This is a genomic window from Streptomyces sp. NPDC058664, from assembly GCF_042716635.1.
Taxonomy (GTDB): Bacteria; Actinomycetota; Actinomycetes; order Streptomycetales; family Streptomycetaceae; genus Streptomyces.
This window is the reverse complement of sequence record NZ_JBHXRW010000038.1, coordinates 19,687-37,887: the sequence shown is the minus strand read 5'-3', so window position 1 is coordinate 37,887 and position 18,201 is coordinate 19,687. Positions and strand designations below refer to the sequence as shown.

The 18,201-nt window shown below is 73.1% G+C and carries 21 protein-coding genes and 1 riboswitch; of the genes, 12 read left to right on the top strand and 9 right to left on the bottom strand.

The annotated features are described in order from the left end of the window. The first annotated feature begins 64 nt into the window (after positions 1-64). A complete protein-coding gene (locus ACFWUY_RS27375) occupies positions 65-1,252 on the top strand; it encodes an 8-amino-7-oxononanoate synthase (protein WP_384114919.1) in 1,188 nt (395 codons plus the stop codon). Positions 1,253-1,487: 235 nt separating this feature from the next. Next, complete coding sequence (locus ACFWUY_RS27370) at positions 1,488-1,925, top strand: ATP-binding protein (protein WP_384114914.1); 438 nt, start codon at positions 1,488-1,490, stop codon at positions 1,923-1,925. A 236-nt stretch (positions 1,926-2,161) separates the two neighbouring features. On the opposite strand, the gene ACFWUY_RS27365 is transcribed toward ACFWUY_RS27370, so the two are convergent. The 3 genes from ACFWUY_RS27365 to ACFWUY_RS27355 form a co-directional block, all read right to left on the bottom strand. Beyond that, complete coding sequence (locus ACFWUY_RS27365; protein ID WP_384114907.1) at positions 2,162-2,638, bottom strand: C40 family peptidase; 477 nt, start codon at positions 2,636-2,638, stop codon at positions 2,162-2,164. A gap of 2 nt (positions 2,639-2,640) precedes the next feature. Beyond that, positions 2,641-2,763, bottom strand: a riboswitch (cyclic di-AMP (ydaO/yuaA leader). 400 nt (positions 2,764-3,163) lie between these two features. After that, entirely contained in the window at positions 3,164-3,469 is a 306-nt protein-coding gene (locus ACFWUY_RS27360; protein WP_384114900.1) for a hypothetical protein, read from the bottom strand. 7 nt (positions 3,470-3,476) lie between these two features. After that, positions 3,477-4,100 carry a ClpP family protease gene (locus tag ACFWUY_RS27355; RefSeq protein WP_384114896.1) on the bottom strand — a complete coding sequence of 208 codons (624 nt, stop codon included), beginning with the start codon at positions 4,098-4,100 and terminating at the stop codon, positions 3,477-3,479. Between the two features lie 58 nt (positions 4,101-4,158). Here ACFWUY_RS27355 and ACFWUY_RS27350 point away from each other — a divergent pair, with 58 nt between their 5' ends. Beyond that, positions 4,159-4,437, top strand: a complete 279-nt coding sequence (locus ACFWUY_RS27350; protein WP_384114893.1) for a type II toxin-antitoxin system Phd/YefM family antitoxin — start codon at positions 4,159-4,161, stop codon at positions 4,435-4,437. A 109-nt stretch (positions 4,438-4,546) separates the two neighbouring features. Here the strand turns inward: ACFWUY_RS27350 and ACFWUY_RS27345 are convergent, their stop codons facing one another. After that, the gene (locus ACFWUY_RS27345; RefSeq protein WP_384114885.1) at positions 4,547-5,584 is read right to left on the bottom strand and encodes an ABC transporter permease; all 1,038 of its coding nucleotides are present in this window, start codon (positions 5,582-5,584) and stop codon (positions 4,547-4,549) included. Between the two features lie 107 nt (positions 5,585-5,691). Here ACFWUY_RS27345 and ACFWUY_RS27340 point away from each other — a divergent pair, with 107 nt between their 5' ends. The 8 genes from ACFWUY_RS27340 (at position 5,692) to ACFWUY_RS27305 (ending at position 12,701) form a co-directional block, all read left to right on the top strand. After that, positions 5,692-6,357 carry a TetR/AcrR family transcriptional regulator gene (locus tag ACFWUY_RS27340; protein ID WP_384114879.1) on the top strand — a complete coding sequence of 222 codons (666 nt, stop codon included), beginning with the start codon at positions 5,692-5,694 and terminating at the stop codon, positions 6,355-6,357. A 160-nt stretch (positions 6,358-6,517) separates the two neighbouring features. Further along, the gene (locus tag ACFWUY_RS27335) at positions 6,518-6,820 is read left to right on the top strand and encodes an urease subunit gamma (RefSeq protein WP_384114873.1); all 303 of its coding nucleotides are present in this window, start codon (positions 6,518-6,520) and stop codon (positions 6,818-6,820) included. A gap of 11 nt (positions 6,821-6,831) precedes the next feature. Further along, positions 6,832-7,173 carry an urease subunit beta gene (locus ACFWUY_RS27330; protein WP_384114867.1) on the top strand — a complete coding sequence of 114 codons (342 nt, stop codon included), beginning with the start codon at positions 6,832-6,834 and terminating at the stop codon, positions 7,171-7,173. Then, positions 7,166-8,887 (top strand): urease subunit alpha, encoded by a 1,722-nt coding sequence (locus tag ACFWUY_RS27325; RefSeq protein WP_384114864.1) that lies wholly within the window; start codon positions 7,166-7,168, stop codon positions 8,885-8,887. Before ACFWUY_RS27330 ends, ACFWUY_RS27325 begins: the two co-directional genes overlap by 8 nt. Continuing rightward, positions 8,887-9,552 (top strand): urease accessory protein UreF, encoded by a 666-nt coding sequence (locus ACFWUY_RS27320; protein WP_384114862.1) that lies wholly within the window; start codon positions 8,887-8,889, stop codon positions 9,550-9,552. Before ACFWUY_RS27325 ends, ACFWUY_RS27320 begins: the two co-directional genes overlap by 1 nt. Positions 9,553-9,572: 20 nt before the next feature. Further along, positions 9,573-10,250 (top strand): urease accessory protein UreG, encoded by a 678-nt coding sequence (ureG, locus tag ACFWUY_RS27315; protein WP_384114859.1) that lies wholly within the window; start codon positions 9,573-9,575, stop codon positions 10,248-10,250. Beyond that, positions 10,247-10,990, top strand: a complete 744-nt coding sequence (locus ACFWUY_RS27310; RefSeq protein ID WP_384115024.1) for an urease accessory protein UreD — start codon at positions 10,247-10,249, stop codon at positions 10,988-10,990. The genes ureG and ACFWUY_RS27310 overlap by 4 nt, the downstream gene beginning before the upstream one ends. A gap of 130 nt (positions 10,991-11,120) precedes the next feature. Next, a complete protein-coding gene (locus tag ACFWUY_RS27305; RefSeq protein ID WP_384114855.1) occupies positions 11,121-12,701 on the top strand; it encodes an alpha/beta hydrolase in 1,581 nt (526 codons plus the stop codon). A gap of 55 nt (positions 12,702-12,756) precedes the next feature. On the opposite strand, the gene ACFWUY_RS27300 is transcribed toward ACFWUY_RS27305, so the two are convergent. Continuing rightward, positions 12,757-13,794, bottom strand: a complete 1,038-nt coding sequence (locus ACFWUY_RS27300) for an NAD-dependent epimerase/dehydratase family protein (RefSeq protein ID WP_384114852.1) — start codon at positions 13,792-13,794, stop codon at positions 12,757-12,759. 70 nt (positions 13,795-13,864) lie between these two features. Then, the gene (locus ACFWUY_RS27295) at positions 13,865-14,578 is read right to left on the bottom strand and encodes a lysophospholipid acyltransferase family protein (protein WP_384114849.1); all 714 of its coding nucleotides are present in this window, start codon (positions 14,576-14,578) and stop codon (positions 13,865-13,867) included. Positions 14,579-14,657: 79 nt separating this feature from the next. Between ACFWUY_RS27295 and ACFWUY_RS27290 the strand changes: the two genes are divergently transcribed. Continuing rightward, positions 14,658-15,650, top strand: coding sequence for a DUF3048 domain-containing protein (locus tag ACFWUY_RS27290; RefSeq protein WP_384114842.1), 993 nt, complete (start codon positions 14,658-14,660; stop codon positions 15,648-15,650). Here ACFWUY_RS27290 and ACFWUY_RS27285 read toward each other — a convergent pair. The 3 genes from ACFWUY_RS27285 to ACFWUY_RS27275 all read right to left on the bottom strand — a co-directional run bounded on the left by ACFWUY_RS27285 (position 15,647) and on the right by ACFWUY_RS27275 (position 18,117). Further along, a complete protein-coding gene (locus ACFWUY_RS27285) occupies positions 15,647-15,853 on the bottom strand; it encodes a hypothetical protein (protein ID WP_384115036.1) in 207 nt (68 codons plus the stop codon). The genes ACFWUY_RS27290 and ACFWUY_RS27285 overlap by 4 nt on opposite strands. 183 nt (positions 15,854-16,036) lie before the next feature. Then, complete coding sequence (locus ACFWUY_RS27280) at positions 16,037-16,987, bottom strand: cytochrome c oxidase assembly protein (protein ID WP_384114833.1); 951 nt, start codon at positions 16,985-16,987, stop codon at positions 16,037-16,039. Between the two features lie 104 nt (positions 16,988-17,091). Continuing rightward, the gene (locus ACFWUY_RS27275; RefSeq protein WP_384114829.1) at positions 17,092-18,117 is read right to left on the bottom strand and encodes a 6-phosphofructokinase; all 1,026 of its coding nucleotides are present in this window, start codon (positions 18,115-18,117) and stop codon (positions 17,092-17,094) included. Positions 18,118-18,201: the final 84 nt, after the last annotated feature.

The window sequence follows — 18,201 nt, the reverse complement described above, 5'->3', positions numbered from 1 at the left end:
ACCACATCCCGACCTCGGCACCGGCCGGTTAGGGTCTGTGCGCTGCCTACAAAAGGATCGCCGCATGCCACAGGCCGACGACGCACGGGCCGCGGGCCCGCGCCGTACCGCGTTCGACTGGACCGACGCCGAGGCGCGCCGCCGGGCGGACGCCGGTCTCGTCCGTACGCTGCGGCCCCGGGCGGCCGAATCCGAGCTGCTCGACCTGGCGAGCAACGACTACCTCGGACTCACCCGGCGCCCGGAGGTCACCGAGGCGGCGGCCGAGGCCGCCAGGCGCTGGGGTGCGGGCTCCACGGGGTCACGGCTCGTCACCGGCACCACCCGGCTGCACACCCGCCTGGAGCGCGAACTCGCCGAGTTCTGCGGCTTCGAGGCGGCCCTCGTCTTCTCCTCCGGCTACACCGCCAACCTCGCCGCGCTCACCGCGCTCGGCGGCCGGGACGCCCTGATCGTCTCCGACGCCTCCAACCACGCCTCGATCGTCGACGGCTGCCGCCTCGCGCGCGCCGAGACGGCCGTCGTCCCGCACACCGACCCCGAGGCCGTCGCCAAGACCCTCGGCGCGCACCCGGGGCGGCGGGCCCTGGTCGTCAGCGACTCCGTCTTCTCCGTCGACGGGGACAAGGCCCCGCTGCCGGAGCTCGCCGCGGCCTGCCGCGCCCACGGCGCCGGGCTCGTGGTGGACGACGCCCACGGCCTCGGCGTCCTCGGCGAAGGGGGCCGGGGCGCCCTCCACGAGGCCGGGCTCGCGGGCGACGAGGACGTCGTCGCCACGCTGACCCTCTCCAAGTCCCTCGGCAGCCAGGGCGGTGCCGTCCTCGGCCCGGCCCGGGTGATCGAGCACCTGGTGAACGCGGCCCGCACCTTCATCTTCGACACCGGGCTCGCCCCGGCCGCCGCGGGCGGCGCGCTCGCGAGCCTCCGGCTGCTCGTGGCGGAACCGGAACTCGCCGGGCGGGCCCGTACCGTCGCCACCACGCTGCACGGGCTGCTCACCGGGGCGGGCCTCACGGCGGCCCGGCCCGACGCGGCCGTCGTCTCCGTGCGCGCGCCCTCCCCCGAGGCGGCGCTGCGCTGGGCGGCGGACTGCCGCGAACAGGGCCTGGCCGTCGGCTGCTTCCGGCCCCCGTCCGTGCCCGACGGCATCTCACGGCTGCGGCTCACGGCGCGCGCCGACCTGACGGACGCGCAGATCGAGCGGGCGGTGGAGACGATCCTGGCGACCGCGCCCGCCGTCCCGGGGGAGTGAGGGCGGGCGGGCGTCCACCGCTCGCCCGCCGCCCGCCCGCCGCCCGTCCGCCGTTCGCCCGTCGTGATCGCGTCCGGCGGCCCAAGAGCGTTCCCCGGCAGCAGAGTTCACCGCTTCGGGCGACAGATGGGGACATATCTTGGCGGAACGCGGCCCGGCGCGGCACGATCGGTGGCACTCTGACGCGAAGCGCGATCCGGGGCAGCCGCCCCGGCGGGAAAGGGACAGCGTCGCCATGGCAGACCACCAGGAAGCATCCGTCACGCTGCCGAGCGACCCCGCCTCGGTCCCCGCGGCCCGGCGGTACGTCGCGGACGTCCTCACCGACTGGGGCCTGGACGGCACCGCGGACACCGCGGACTCGATCCGTCTGATCGTCTCCGAGCTGACCACCAACGCGGTCCTGCACACCCTCGGCCAGTCGCCCACCTTCACGGTGGACGTCCGTCTGGAGCGCGAGGAGCGGCTCCACATCGGCGTCACCGACAGCGACCCCCGCCGGCCACGCCGCCTCCCGGCGGCGGTCCAGCAGGACAACGGCCGCGGCATGGTCATCATCCGCGTCCTCGCGGCGGAGGCGGGCGGCCGCCTCTCGGTCACCCCGACCGCGGACGGCGGCAAGACGGTCTGGATCACCCTCCCCTGGACCCCGGCACCCTTGGCGAGCTGTTAGGGAGCGCCCAGGGCGCGTCCAGGGCGTGTCGGACGGCTCTCGGACCCGCGCGGTCGCGCGAGGGCCGGAGAGGAGACGCGGCGGCGCCACCGCCCCCCTCACGAACCGACCGCGACCGCCGCCGGGTCGTCCGACGCGGCGCCGGGTTCCCGGCGCCGTCGGTTCACCGGACGAGGCGCCAGGTTCTCATCGTCGTCGGCTCACCCGACGCGATACCGGCCGCCACCGCCGTCGGCTCACCGGACGCGGCCGTAGTAGACCTTCGACGACCAGATCTTGTCGAGCTTCACCCAGGAGCCCGTCTTGGGCGAGTGCCAGATCTTGCCGCTGCCGGCGTAGATGCCCACGTGGTAGACCCTTCCGCCGGAGTGGAAGAAGACCAGGTCCCCCTTCTGCCTGCCGGAGGCGGAGATGTGCCGGGTCTTGTTGTACTGCTGCTGCGCGGTGCGTGGCAGCGACTTGCCCGCCTTCTTGTACGCGTAGAGCGTCAGACCGGAGCAGTCGAACCTGGAGGGTCCGGTGCTCCCGTACCGGTACGGGGCTCCCTTCTTGGACGCGGCGACGCTCAGTGCCTTGTTCGCGTGCGTGGTGGCCGCCTGGGCCTCCGGCGCCGCTCCTGGTGCGAGCAGCGTGCCGCCGACGGCGGCGAGGGTGAGAGCCGAGACGGCTCCGGCCCGGGACAGCAGGGACGGGACGTGCATCTGCGCGGTCATGCGCAACCCTTCGTCAGCCGCCTGCGAAGGATGACCTGTCGGGTTCGGGCTGGCGAAGATGCCCGGCCGCTGACGCGGCTTCACCCCAAGGGACGGCTCCGCTGCCGAAACAGCGCGTACGCCCCGTCAAAATCGGGTCCTCCACTCCTGCCGAACCACTCCTGTCGACCAGACGTCCGGGACAGCGGCAGGACTCGGCGTCCGCCCGGACCGCCCCGCCGCGGCGGCGGGGGCTTGTCGTCGACAGGGATCTTGACTCACACCGAGGGCGAAATCCGAGCTGAAACAGCGATATGTGAGGCTCCTCACGACTGATCCATTCAGGTGGACAGGATGCTTTCGTGATCTTCGGAGGTGTGGTCAACGAGCCCCGCACCAGGGGTGGAACGTCCCATTCCGCCAAATGCGTACACATGACGCGCAAGTCACACGCCCTCAGATGTCGACTCGTCGACTACGCCGAACAGGGGAGGGATTCTGCGACGCGCGTCGGCCGTACGGACCTCTACACGACATGCCGGAATGTCAACTTGCCGGTGGGGCCGGAACAGTGACCCGGCCGGTCCTGCGCTCCCCGTCCAACACCCGCAGGGCGCGTGCCAATGTGTCCGCGTGCACCTCGGTCTCACCCCGCATATGCATGAGCGTCAGGGCCTCGCGCAGCGCCTCGGCCCGTCCCACCAGGGCCTGTGCCGCACGCAGCGCTCCATAGGTATGCGTACCCCTGGATGGATTGATCCTTCCCAGGAGGTCGACGACTTCGAGGTAGGCGTCGACGAGTTCGCCCTCGGCCCGGGTCAGGGCGGGCAGCGGCGGCACCTCGGGAATCACGGCCGGCTCACCGTGCCGTGGCGCCGGAGGCCGCGCGCCGACTGGTGATCACATGGTCCACCAGGCCGTACGCGACCGCCGCCGGGGCGTCCAGGACGGTGAGGCGGTCGAGGTCGGCGTCGATCCGCTCCCGGTCCTGTCCCGTCGTCTCGGCGAGCATCCCGGCCATCAGGGAGCGGAGCCGGAGGAGTTCGCGCGCCTGGAGGTCGAGGTCGCTCGGTTGTCCCCGCAGCGGCTCCTCCATCGCCGGCTGACGGAGCGTGACCCGGGCGCCGGGGAGCATCAGTCGCTTGCCCCGGGTGCCGGCGGCGAGCAGCGGTGCGGCGGTGGACGCGGCCTGGCCGAGGCAGGTGGTCGCCACGTCGCAGTGGAGTGAGCGCATCGTGTCGTGGATCGCGGTCATGGCGCTGACGGAGCCGCCGGGGGAGTTGATGTAGAGCGAGACGTCCTGGTCCGGTGCCGCGTGGTCGAGGTACAGGAGCTGGGCGATGACGTCGTTGGCCGACGTCTCGTCGATCGGTGTGCCGAGGAAGACGATCCGGGATTCGAGGAGCTTGGAGTAGGGGTCGAGGGTCCGGGTTCCGTAGCCGGTCCGCTCCGTGAACTCGGGCAGGGCGTGGCGAGCGTGCATGTGGGGCACCTCCATCTGTAAAAAATGTACAGGACGTACAGTGCGTAAGATGGGGAGCATGTCCTACGAGATCCCGGTGACGCAAGCGCGGGCTGAGCTCGCCGACCTCATCAACCGCGTCGTGTACGGCGGTGAGCGCGTGGTCGTCACCCGCCACGGGAAGCCGCTCGTCGCCCTGGTCTCCGCCGCTGACCTGGAGGAACTCGAAGCCGCCGAGAAGCCCGACGACGAGCAGGTGATCAGTTCGGTCTCCGGCTTCCACCCGCTCGACTCCGCTTCCGGCGAACAGCGCCGCTTCGGCCTCGCCGCCCACCACCGCGAGCCCGGCTCCTCCTGACGCCTGCTCCCGGGTCCGCGCCTCCTGGCGCCCGGGGTACGTGAACGGGCATGCGGAAAGCCGCGTGCTCCCGCTGCAGCGGGAGCACGCGGCCGTCTTCGAAGCGGGCTCAGCCCGCGGGCACCGCGGCGCGAGCCGGTGCGGGGACCGCGTCCGACCGGTCCGACCGGGTCCCGAGCGCGGTCGCGGCCAGTCCCGCCACCGCCCAGAGGGTGAGGACGAGGAGCGGTCCACCGGCCGCGGCCCCCTCGAACGAGGACACGGAGCGGAGCGCCGCACCCCCGGCGCCCGGCGGCAGCCACTGGCCCAGCGCACCGATCCCGGTCGGCAGCAGCTCCGGCGCGCTCGACATCCCTGAGAACGCGTTGCCGGCCAGCACCGTGAGCACCGCTCCGAGCCCGAGGCCGGGCTTGCCCAGGAGGGCGGCGAGCCCCGCGAAGGTCGCGCCGATCGCGAGGACGGTCAGCCCGAGGACCCCGGCACCGGCCCACCAGTTCCCGCCGAGCGCCCCGAGCCAGCTGCCGGCGACGACGGCGCCCACGAGCCCCGCGAGGGCCGACGCGCCCACCAGGACACCCGTCGCACGGACTCCGCGCAGGCCGAGCAGGACGACGGCGGCTCCGGTGGCCGCCCCGACGATGGCGAGGGGCAGCAGGCTCGCTCCGAGCACCGCGCCCCGAGGGTCCCCGGCGGGGGTCGCGACCACGTCCGTGACGGAGACGGCCGTGCCGCCCGGCGCCCGCGCGGCCACGGCCTCGCGCAGCAGCCCCGCCACGACCGGGCTCGCGGCGGAGGCGGTGAGCAGCTCCGTGCCGCCCGGGGTGACGACCACCGCGCCGTACACCTCCCGGTCCAGGACGGCCGCGCGGGCCGCGGCGCCGTCCTCGTAGCGGTGGATCTCGAAGGCCCCCTCGCGTCGGCCCAGTTCGCGTTCGACGGTCTCGGCCGCCGCGGCCGGCCCGGCCACGCCGATGGGCAGGTCGCGCGGGGCGATGCGGGCGGCCGGCCAGGCGAAGGTCCAGAGGAGGAGGGCGGCGACGGTCGGGATCAGCGCCAGGATCGCGAGGGTCCTGCGTCTCCCGGCGCCGGTGCGCGCCGTGGTGCCGGAGTGGGCGGTGGCGCCGGCAGGGGTGGTGGTGGCGGGCATGGCGGGCCTCCGGATCTATAGAGAAGGATCGTTCGTTTTTCCTTGTTGCCACTGTCCGCCGCCCATCTGGCGTTGTCAAGAATGAATATTCGTTTTAGATTCGAGGCATGGCACGTGTCTCCCAGGAACACCTCGACGCCCGACGGCGCCAGATCCTCGACGGAGCGGCCCGCTGCTTCGCCCGCAACGGCTTCCACGCCACCTCCATGCAGGACGTCCTCAGCGAGGTGGGCCTCTCGGCGGGCGCGGTCTACCGCTACTTCCGCGGCAAGGACGAACTGATCGCCGCCATCGTGAGCGAGGCCTTCGCCGGCATCCGGGCGGCTTTCGTGGAGGCCTCGGAGGCCACGCCGCCGCCCACCCCGGACGTCCTCCTCGGCGGGGTGCTCCGGCTCTTCCTCGCGGAACGGATCCCGGGCGCGGACCGGCAGGCCTTCGCACGCCTGATCATCCAGGCCTGGACCGAGACCCTGCGCAACGAGGAGCTCGCGAAGACCCTCTCCGAGGGCTACGACGGGATGCGCGCCGCCTGGGGGAAGCTCGTCGTCGCCTACCGCGAGAACGGCCTCCTGCGCGCCGACGTCCCGGTCGACCACATGGCGCGCACCCTCATCGCCACCGCCCAGGGCTTCATCGCCCAGCAGGCGCTCTTCGGCGACGTGTCCTTCGAGATCCTGGAGGACGGGCTGCGCGGCCTCATGTCCATGTCCCTGCCTGCCGGGGGAGCCGGAGGGGGAGCGACCGACGCGAACCCCGCCGCGCCCGCCGGATGATCATGAAAACGCAAAGCCCCAGTTAACGAGCCGGAAAAACTTCCGCCCTAACGTGCAATGTCCGACCGCGTGCCGCAACTCGGCAGCGCGACGGTGTGTTGACGGTCGGTAGGGTCCGCAGCTGTCCGGGTGTCCCGGTCGACGACTGTGAGGTGGAAGAGTGCAACTGAGCCCGCACGAGCAGGAACGCCTGCTCATCCATGTGGCTGCGGACGTGGCCGAGAAGCGCCGGGCCAGAGGAGTGCGGCTCAACCACCCCGAGGCCGTCGCGCTCCTCACCGCCCACATCCTGGAAGGCGCCCGCGACGGCCGCACCGTCGCCGAGCTGATGGCCTCCGGACGCAAGGTGCTCTCCCGCGAGGAGGTCATGGACGGCATCCCCGAGATGATCCACGACGTCCAGGTCGAGGCCACCTTCCCGGACGGCACCAAGCTCGTCACCGTCCACGACCCCATCGTCTGAACGGGCCGCCGATGATCCCCGGAGAGATCCTGTACGCGGACGGGCCCGTCGCCCTCAACGAGGGGCGGCCCGTCACCCGCCTGACCGTGCTCAACGCCGCCGACCGGCCCGTCCAGGTCGGCTCCCACTACCACTTCGCCGAGGTCAACCCCGGCCTGGAGTTCGACCGTGCCGCCGCCCACGGGAAGCGGCTCCACATCGCCGCCGGCACCGCCGTCCGCTTCGAGCCCGGCATCCCCGTCGAGGTCGAGCTCGTACCCGTGGCCGGCCGCCGGATCGTCCCCGGCCTGCGCGGCGAGACCGCAGGACCCCTCGACACCACCGGACAGACCGAGGACGGCGACCGTGCCTGACCTCCACCGCGCCGTCTACGCCGACCTCTTCGGCCCCACCACCGGCGACCGCGTCCGGCTCGCCGACACCGACCTCCTCGTCGAGATCGAGGAGGACCGCAGCGGCGGCCCCGGCCGCGCCGGCGACGAGGCCGTCTTCGGCGGCGGCAAGGTCATCCGCGAGTCCATGGGCCAGGCCCGCACCACCCGCGCCGAGGGCGCCCCCGACACCGTGATCACCGGCGCCGTGATCATCGACCACTGGGGGATCGTCAAGGCCGACATCGGCATCAGGGACGGCCGGATCACCGCCCTCGGCAAGGCCGGCAACCCCGACACCATGGACGGCGTCCACCCCGACCTCGTCGTCGGCCCGGAGACCGAGATCATCGTCGGCAACGGCAGGATCGTCACCGCCGGCGCCGTCGACGCCCACGTCCACTTCATCTCGCCCACCGTCGTCGAGCAGGCCCTCGCCACCGGCGTCACCACCCTCGTCGGCGGCGGTACGGGACCGGCCGAGGGCACCAAGGCGACCACGGTCACCCCCGGCCCCTGGCACACGGCCCGGATGCTCGAGGCCCTGGACACCTTCCCGGTCAACATCGGCCTGCTCGGCAAGGGCAACACCATGTCCCGGGAGGCCATGCACTCCCAACTCCGCGGCGGCGCCCTCGGATTCAAGATCCACGAGGACTGGGGCGCCACCCCGGCCGTCATCGACGCCTGTCTGGGCGTGTGCGAGGAGACCGGCGCCCAGCTCGCCATCCACACCGACACCCTGAACGAGGCGGGCTTCGTCGGCGACACCCTCGCCGCCATCGCCGGACGCACCGTCCACGCGTACCACACGGAGGGCGCCGGAGGCGGACACGCCCCCGACATCATCACGGTGGTCTCCGAGCCGTACATCCTGCCCAGCTCCACCAACCCGACCCGGCCGCACACCGTCAACACCATCGAGGAACACCTCGACATGCTGATGGTCTGCCACCACCTCAACCCGGCCGTCCCCGAGGACCTCGCCTTCGCGGAGTCCCGCATCCGGCCGTCCACCATCGCCGCCGAGGACGTCCTCCACGACCTGGGCGCGATCTCGATCATCTCCTCCGACTCCCAGGCCATGGGCCGGATCGGCGAGGTGATCATGCGGACCTGGCAGACCGCCCACGTCATGAAGAAGCGCCGCGGCGCCCTGCCGGGGGACGGCCGCGCCGACAACCACCGGGTGCGCCGGTACGTCGCCAAGTACACGATCAACCCGGCCGTCGCCCAGGGCATGGACCACCTCATCGGCTCGGTCGAGCCCGGCAAGCTCGCCGACCTGGTCCTCTGGGAGCCCGCCTTCTTCGGCGTGAAGCCGCTCGTCGTCGTCAAGGGCGGCCAGATCGCGTACGCGCAGATGGGCGACGCCAACGCCTCCATCCCCACCCCCCAGCCGGTGCTGCCCCGCCCGATGTTCGGCGCGCTCGGCAGGGCGGCCGCGGCCGGCTCGGTCAACTTCGTCGCCCAGGCGGCCATCGAGGACGACCTGCCCCGGAAACTCGGCCTCCACAAGGAGTTCGCCGCCATCGGCTCCACCCGCCGGGTCACCAAGGCCGACATGCGCGAGAACGACGCCCTGCCCCGGGTCGAGGTCGACGCCGACACCTTCACGGTGACCATCGACGGCGAGGCGGTCGAACCCGCCCCCGCCGTCGAACTGCCCATGGCCCAGCGTTACTTCCTCTTCTGATGGGGACGCGATCGGCTCTGCTCGTGCTCGCCGACGGGCGGTTTCCCGCCGGCGGGCACGCCCACTCCGGCGGCGTCGAGGCCGCCGTCCGGGCCGGCCGCGTCAAGGACGCCGCCGGTCTCGAGTCCTTCTGCCGCGGCCGGCTGCACACCGCGGGCCTCACCTCGGCCGCGCTCGCCGCCGGAGCCGCGTACGGACTCGACCCGGCCGGCCTCGACGCGGCGGCCGACGCCCGCACGCCCTCGCCCGCCCTGCGCGCCGTCACCCGCAGACTCGGCCGCCAGCTGATGCGGGCCGCCCGCGCCACCTGGCCGGACCCCCGACTCGACGCGCTGGCCGCGATGTTCCCGCGCGGCGCCCACCAGCCCGTCGTCCTCGGCACCACCGCCCTCGCCGCCGGACTCGGCCCCGAGGACGCCGCGCACTGCGCCGCGTACGAGACGGTCGGCGGCCCCGCCACCGCGGCCGTACGCCTCCTCGGCCTCGACCCCTACCAGGCCACCGCCGTCCTCGCGCGCCTCGCGCCCGAGACGGACCGGGTCGCCGAGCGTGCCGCGGCGGCCGCCCGCCAGGGCATCGACGCCCTGCCCGCGGCCTCCGCCCCCCTGCTCGACCTCACCGCCGAACAGCACGCGGCCTGGCCCGTCCGCCTCTTCGCCTCGTAGAACCCGCAAGGAGCCGCCCCATGCACCTCGACCACTCCCACGCCCACCACGGCGCCGTCTCCGCCGACGCCCACCGCCCCGACGGCACCCGCCGTGCCCTGCGCATCGGACTCGGCGGCCCCGTCGGCTCCGGCAAGACGGCGACCGTCGCCGCCCTCTGCAGGGAACTGCGCGACACCCTCTCCCTCGCGGTCGTCACCAACGACATCTACACCCGCGAGGACGCCGAGTTCCTGCTCCGCGAGGCCGTCCTGCCGCCCGAGCGCATCCAGGCCGTCGAGACCGGCGCCTGCCCGCACACCGCCATCCGCGACGACATCTCCGCCAACCTCGAAGCCGTCGAGGAGCTGGAGGAGGCCGTCGGACCGCTCGACCTGATCCTCGTCGAGTCCGGCGGCGACAACCTCACCGCCACCTTCTCCAAGGGACTCGTCGACGCCCAGATCTTCGTCATCGACGTCGCGGGCGGCGACGACATCCCGCGCAAGGGCGGCCCCGGCGTCACCGCCGCCGACCTCCTCGTCGTCAACAAGACCGACCTCGCCCCCCACGTCGGCTCCGACCTGGAGCGGATGGCCCGCGACGCCAAGGAGCAGCGCGGCGAACTGCCCGTCGCCTTCACCTCGCTGCGCGCGGAGAACGGCGTCGCCCCGGTCGCCGACTGGGTCCGCGCCCAGCTCGGGGCATGGACCGCGTGAGCCTGCGCGCCACCGCCAGGATCGCCGCCGCCGCCGACGGCGGGCTGCCGCTCCTGGTCAGCGACGGGCCGCTCGCCCTGCGCCGTACCAGGGCCGCCGGACCGTACACCCGGGTCACCGTCGTCGGGGCGATGAGCGCCCCGCTCGGCGGCGACCGGCTGGCCGTGGAGGCCGAGGTGCGGGACGGGGCCCGGCTCCTGGTCGACTCGGCCGCCGCGACCCTCGCCCTGCCGGGCCGGAGCGCCGAGCCCGCCGAGTACCAGGTCCGGATCACCGTCGGCGAGGAGGGCGTCCTGCGCTGGCTGCCCGAACAGCTGGTCTCCGTCGACGGATCGGACCTCCGGACGCGCACCGTCGTCGAACTCGCCGCCACGGCACGGCTGGTACTCCGCGAGGAACAGATCCTCGGCCGCCACGGCGAACCGCCCGGCACCCTCCTCACCCGCCTCACCGTCCGCCGGGCCGGCCACCCCCTCCTCGACCAGGAGCTGGCCTTCGGCCCCGGCGCCCCCGGCGGCTGGGACGGCGGCGCGGTCCTCGGCGGCCACCGCGCCACCGGTCAACTCCTCGTCGTCGACCCCGCGTTCGCGGAGAAGCCGGTCGCGTCCCAGCTCCTCGGCGAGCACGCCGCGGTCACCCCGCTCGCCGGACCCGCCGCCCTCGCCACCGCCGTCGCCCCCGACGCCCTGGCCCTGCGCCGCCTCCTCGACGAGGCACTGGAGCTGCTCGCGCCCGCCTGAGGAGCACCGCTCACCGGGACGCCGTCTCCGGTTATTGGTTCGGCAAAGAAACACCTGTGCGGGCTTACGTCGTACTGCCCACGGACGAAAGGATCACCCGGACAGAACGACACCTACAGGGGGAGGACTTGTGCGACGTACGGCAGCACTCGGTTCGGCCGGCACTCTGATAGCGGGCACGCTCGTCATGGGCGCGCTCACCGCCCCGGCGGCGAACGCCGACAACGACCGTCACCTGCGCGACGCCGAGGCGATCGGCGTCACCGTCGCCGCGGCCCGGGCCGCGGCGACGGGCATCGACTGGCAGGACTGCCCGGCCGACTGGGGCCTGGAGAAGCCGATCCAGTGCGGCTGGGTCAGCGTCCCGGTCGACTACGCCAAGCCCCACGGCAAGAAGATCAGGATCGCGGTCGACCGGATCGACGCCACCGGAACGCCCGCCGAGCACCAGGGCGCGCTCCTCTACAACCCGGGCGGCCCCGGCGGCTCCGGCCTGCGCTTCCCGCGCCGGGTCACCACCAAGAACGCGATCTGGGCGAACACCGCCAAGGCCTACGACTTCGTGGGCTTCGACCCGCGCGGCGTCGGCAAGTCGGCCCCCATCTCCTGCGTCGACCCGGCCGAGTTCGTCAAGGGCCCCAAGCTCGACCCGGTCCCCGACAGCGAGGCCGACAAGCGCGCCCAGCGCAAGCTCGCCGCCGAGTACGCCCAGGGCTGCGTGGAGAAGAGCGGCGACGTCCTGCCGTACATCAACACGCTCAACACCGCGCGTGACCTCGACGTCATCCGCGCCGCCCTCGGCGAGAAGAAGCTCAACTTCGTCGGCGTCTCCTACGGCACCTACCTCGGCGCGGTCTACGGCACGCTCTTCCCGAGCCACGTCCGCCGCATGGTCCTCGACAGCGTCGTCAACCCGTCGACGCGCAAGATCTGGTACGAGGCCAACCTCGACCAGGACATCGCCTTCGAGGGCCGGCTCACGGACTGGATGACCTGGGTCGCCCGGCACGACGCCACCTACCACCTCGGCGACACCCTCGCGGAGGTCCGGCAGCAGTGGGAGACCCTGCGCGCCGCCGCCAAGAAGGCGCCGCTCGGCGGCAAGGTCGGCCCGGCCGAGCTCATCGGCTTCTTCCAGAACGCCCCGTACTACGACTCCATGTGGGCCCCGGTGGCCGAGGCCTGGAGCGCGTACGCCGCCGGCGACCCGCAGCCGCTGATCGACTCGGCCGCCTCGGACCCGACCGACACCGTCGGCAACGCCGCCTCGGAGAACGGCAACGCCGTCTACACCGCGGTCGAGTGCGCCGACGCGCCCTGGCCGACCAGCTGGAAGAAGTGGGACCGGGACAACAGCCGGCTCCACGAGCAGTACCCGTTCATGACCTGGGCCAACGCCTGGATGAACCTGCCCTGCGCCACCTGGTCCGCCCCGCGCCAGCGCCCGACCGAGGTGCGGACCGGCAAGGGCCTGCCGCCGGTGCTCATCACCCAGGCCGAGCGCGACGCCGCCACTCCGTACGCCGGCGCCGTCGAGCTGCACAAGCGGTTCAAGGGCTCGCGCCTGATCACGGAGAAGGACGCCGGATCGCACGGCATCACCAACCTGGTCAACCCCTGCCTCAACACCAAGGTCGAGGCCTACCTGCTGACCGGCAAGCTGGACGCCGGGAACCAGACCTGCGCCCCGCACGCCACTCCGCAGCCGTAACGGCCCGCGCCACCGGCCGGGGGGAGGGGCGGCCGTCCCTCCCCCCGACCCGCGTTCACCGCCGGGCGGCCAGCCAGGCGTCCTCCGCCGCGTAGTCGAAGAAGTCCACCCCGTACTTCGCGAGGCCCGGGAAGGCCTCCCGCCACTCCCGTCCCGCCAGGTGCCCGGCCAGCCACGCGACCGTCTCCGGCAGCGACTCCGCGTACGACACCACCGGCCGGTACCCGAGCTCCCGCTCGGCCGCCGTCATGTCGTAGACCATGGGACGCGGAGCGGTCCACGGGGTCAGCCCGACGATCCCCTCCGGCGGCGCACCCTCGATCAGCACCGTCTCGCTCCCGGCCCCCATGGCCGCGTCGATCGCCGCCCCGATCTCCGCCACCGTCGGCGCCTCGGGATCGGCGCCGTTGAGCACCCGGCTGCCCGGGTTCGCCGCGGCGAGCCGGACGAGCTCCGCGAGGTTGTCCACGTGGGCGGGATGGAACCGCGAGGCGCCGCCGTACGCGAGGAGGCGCACCGGCCGCCGGTCGAGGACCCGCTTCACGAACCACAGCTCGCGCGGCCCCGGACAGTACGGGCCGTGGACGGCGCCCGCCCGCAGCAGCGTCGTCGGCAGCGCGTCGCCCGCCGCGAGCAACTCCCGCTCCAGGGCCACCTTCCGCGTGCTGTACGAGGTGTCGCCCGGCGCCACCGTCCGCCAGTCCTCCGGGACCGGCACCGGGTAGGCCGGGAAGCCGTCCGGCCGGTCCTGCGTGTCGAAGCTGCGGCCCTGCTCGTCCTCGTAGACGGCGCCGCTCGACACCACCACCGCCGAACCGATCCGGTCGGCGAGGCCGGTCAGCTGACGGCCGTGCGCCCCGTCGTAGGCGACGATGTCCACGAGCACGTCACAGCCGTCGCCGAGCCCCGCCGCGAGCGCCCCCTCCTCGGTGCGGTCGAGCCGCACCGACCGGACCTCGTCCGGCCACCTCTCGTCCCTGACGCCGCCCCGCGAGGCGGCCGTCACCTCCCAGCCGTCCGCGACGAGGGCCCGCACGGACGCCCGTCCCACCTGTCCCGTCCCGCCCAGCACGAACGCGTTTCCTTTGCTCATGGACGCGACGCTACGGCCGTCCGGCGCCCCGGCCCAGGGGATTGCGCCGTGCGCGGATCCGCCCTCAGCGTCAGCTCCGGGGGAACTTCCGCGAGGGTCCCGCGCCGTCCGTCTCCGCGGCCTTCACCACCGTCGCGTACTCGTCCACGTACTCCTGACCCGACAGCCGCAGGATCTCGTACATGATCTCGTCGGTCACCGCGCGGACCACCGCCCGCTCGTCCGCCGACCCGGCGAACCGCGAGAAGTCCAGCGGCTCCCCGAACCGGATGGTGACCCGCCGGATCCTCGGCACGACCTTCCCGGGCGGCTGGATCTCGAAGGTCCCCACCATCGCGCAGGGCACCACCGGAACCCCGGCCGTCAGCGCCATCACCGCCACCCCCACCTTCCCCTTGTAGAGCCGCCCGTCGTGCGAACGCGTCCCCTCCGGGTAGATGCCGAGCAGTTCGCCCCGGTCCAGCACCCCGAGGCCCTCCCGGATCGCCGCCTTCCCGGCCTCCTTCCCCGAGCGGTCGACCGGGATCTGACCGGCTGCCCGGAAGAACGCCGCCGTGAGCCGCCCCTTGATGCCCGGCCCCGTGAAGTACTCCTGCTTCGCGAGGAAGGTGATCCGCCGGTCGAGCACGACCGGCATCAGGAAATGGTCGGAGAAGGAGAGGTGATTGCCCGCGACGATCGCCGCGCCCTCCTCGGGGACGTGCTCGAGCCCCTCGATCCGCGGTCGGAAGAGCAGCTTCAGGAGCGGTCCCAGCAGTACGTACTTCATCAGGTGGTAGAACACCCGCGACCCCCGTTCGTCGTCCGGTCATGCCCGTTGTATCCGTACGCGGGCCCGTGGTCCACTGGTGGGGGAGCGTCATATGACGGGCGAACGGGGAGCCAGGCGTCCCGGCCGCGTCCTCACCGCGCTGCTCTGCGCGCTGACGGCGGCCGGGCTGTACGGCTGCGCCGGTTCCGGCGCGCCGGAACCGGCCCCCTCGCCCGCCACCACGGCACCCACCGGCCGCTCGCCCTTCACCGGGCTGCCCGCGCGGCCCGCCCCCGTCCTCGCCGTCAAGATCGACAACGTGGTCGCGGCCCGCCCCCACACCGGGCTCGGCGCGGCCGATCTCGTCTACGTCGAACAGGTCGAGGGCGGCGCCACCCGGCTCCTCGCCGTGTACTCCTCCCGCCTCCCCGAACTCGCCGGACCCGTCCGCAGCGCCCGCGAGTCCGACATCGAGCTGCTCGGTGCCTTCGGCCGGCCGGTCCTCGCCTACTCGGGGGCGCAGTCCGCCCTGAACCCGCTGCTCGGGGCCGCGCCGCTGCACCCCGTCACCGAGAGCACCACCCCCGGCGCCTTCCGCCGCTCCCCCGACCGGCCCGCCCCGCACAACCTCTACCTGCGCCCCGAGCGGGCCCTCGCCACCGACCCGGGGGCGCCGAACGCCCGGGACATCGGCTTCCGCTTCGGACCCGCCCCGGCCGGCGGCACCCCGGTCGACTCCGAGACCGTCCGCTTCCCCGCGGCCCGCTACACCTTCACCTGGTCCGCCGCCGACCGGAACTGGCGGGTGGCGATGGACGGCCGCGCGGCCCGCGCCACGGACACCGGACCGCTGACCCCGTCCACGGTGGTCGTCCAGCGCGTCACCGTCCGCGCCTCCGAGTTCCACGACAGGACCGGCGCGGTCTCCCCGTACACCGAGACCGTCGGCAGCGGCACCGCGCTCGTCCTGCGCGACGGACGCGCCCACGAGGCCCGCTGGTCCCGGCCCTCGACGGCGTCCGGCACCACCTTCACCACCCCGGGCGGAGCGCCACTGGCCTTCGCGCCCGGACAGACCTGGGTGGTCCTGGCCCCGAAGGGCTAGGAACGCGCCGGGCCGGTCGGTGGGCGGCGGCGGGGACCGGACGGGGGAGCGCTGTCCGAGGCGGCCATCCCGATCGTGGCCACTCCGAGCACCACCCAGCCGAACCAGAGCCAGCCGCTGCCGCCGAGCGCCACCGTGTACGCCGTCGCCAGCACCAGCGCCGCGCAGGTGAGCACCGTCATCGTCTTCGTGGGACCGGACATGGTCCGCCCTCCTCGCCGAGGCCACGGAAGCCGTCCAGGCCATCGTGACCCCCGGAGAGGGGCGCGCGCTACTCCCCGGACGCTCCGGTGCGCGCCGGAACGAGAACCGGGCCCCGCGCCGTGATCGACGCGGGGCCCGGTGAGGAGTGCCCGGAGGAGTGCCCGGAAGGAGCGCGCGGAGCGTCAGCGCTGCTGCGTCCGGAGCGAGGCCAGGTACGCGTTGTACGCCTCCAGCTCCTTGTCCCCGTCCCGGTCGGCGGCCCGGTCCTGGCGGACCGCCTGCCGCTGCTCGGAGTGGTACCACTGGTAGACCAGCGCGATCAGCACGAGCACGGACGGGATCTCGCTGAACGCCCAGGCGATGCCGCCCGCCGCGTTCTGGTCGGTGAGCACGTCGATCCCCAGCGAGGCCGGCGGGTTCGCGTACGCCTCGACCATGGGCTCCGACGCCATCATCAGCGCGATGCCGAAGAAGGCGTGGAACGGCATGCCGGCGAACAGCTCCAGCATCCGCATCACGTAGCCGGGCCGGTGCGGGCCCGGGTCGACGCCCATGATCGGCCAGAAGAAGACCACGCCCACCATCAGGAAGTGGACCATCATCGCGATGTGGCCGGGCGTCGAGCCCATCAGGAAGTCGAAGAGCGGCGTGAAGTACAGCCCGTACAGGCTCGCGATGAACATCGGGATCGTGAAGCCGGGGTGCGTGACCACCTTCATGTACCGGCTGTGCAGCAGCTTCAGGAGCAGCTCGCGCGGACCCGTCGAGCCCCGTCCCGCCACCGGCAGCGCCCGCAGCGCGAGCGTCACCGGCGCGCCGAGCAGCAGCAGGATCGGCGACAGCATGGAGATCACCATGTGCTGCACCATGTGCACGCTGAACATGACCATGCCGTAGTCGTTGAGCCCGGTGCAGGTCACGAGCGCGACGGTCAGCACGCCGACGGCGAAGAACACCGTCCGGCTCACCGGCCACGCGTCCCCGCGCCGCCGCAGCCGCGCCACGCCCACGCCGTAGAGCCCGAGCGCCGCGAGGCAGCCGATCAGGAAGAAGAGGTCGGGAGAGAACTCCAGGCCCCGCCCCAGCGTGAACGGCGGCAGATCCGTGGTCATGCCGTGCCCGCTGTGATCCATCGTGTGCACTCCTGGAGCCCGATTCGCGCTTGTTGTCCGCACCAGACTAGAACCGCCCCCGGTCGCGACCACGACCGGGGGCGGATGTCACGTACGGCGGCGGCTCAGAGCACGCACTCGGCCTCGGCGTAGCGGTCGGCGGGGACCGTCTTGAGGGCCTCCACGGCCTGGGCCAGCGGGACCATCGTGATGTCCGTGCCGCGCAGGGCGGTCAGCATGCCGAACTCGCCGCGGTGCGCCGCCTCGACCGCGTGCCAGCCGAAGCGGGTGGCGAGGACACGGTCGTACGCGGTCGGGGTGCCGCCGCGCTGGACGTGCCCGAGGATCACCGGGCGGGCCTCCTTGCCGAGCCGCCGCTCCAGCTCCACCGAGAGCTGGTTGGCGACGCCGGTGAAGCGCTCGTGGCCGTAGATGTCGGTGCCGGCGGTCTTGAAGTCCATCGAGCCCTCGCGCGGCTTCGCGCCCTCGGCGACGACGACGATCGCGAAGCGCTTGCCGTCCTCGAAGCGGGCGCCGACCCGGGCGGTCAGCTCGTCGATGTCGAAGGGGCGCTCGGGGACGACGACGGCGTGCGCGCCGGCGGCCATGCCGGAGTGCAGCGCTATCCAGCCGGTGTGGCGGCCCATCACCTCGACGACGAGGACCCGCTGGTGGGACTCGGCGGTCGTCTTGAGCCGGTCGAGGGCCTCGGTGGCGACGGTGACGGCCGTGTCGAAGCCGAAGGTGACGTCGGTGGAGGCGATGTCGTTGTCGATGGTCTTCGGGACGCCGACGATCGGGAGACCCGCCTCGGAGAGCAGGTTCGCCGCCTTCAGGGTCCCCTCGCCGCCGATCGGGATGATGGCGTCGAGTCCCAGGTCGGCCACGTGGCCGCGGGCGCGCTCGACGCCGTCGACCAGGTGCGCGGGCTGGACCCGCGAGGAGCCGAGGATGGTGCCGCCCCGGGCCAGGATGCCGCCCACCGCTTCGAGATCGAGCTTGCGGTAGTCGCACTCCAGGAGGCCCTTCCACCCGTCGTGGAAGCCGATGACCTCGTCGCCGTGGTCGACGACGGCGCGGTGCACGACGGAACGGATGACAGCGTTCAGACCGGGGCAGTCTCCGCCGGAGGTGAGCACGCCAATGCGCATAGCCCAAAAACCTTTGCAACGTGGGCCGACTCCCGGACCACGTCGTCCGGCTGGATTCCCGCCACCCTATCGCCGCAGGGTGGC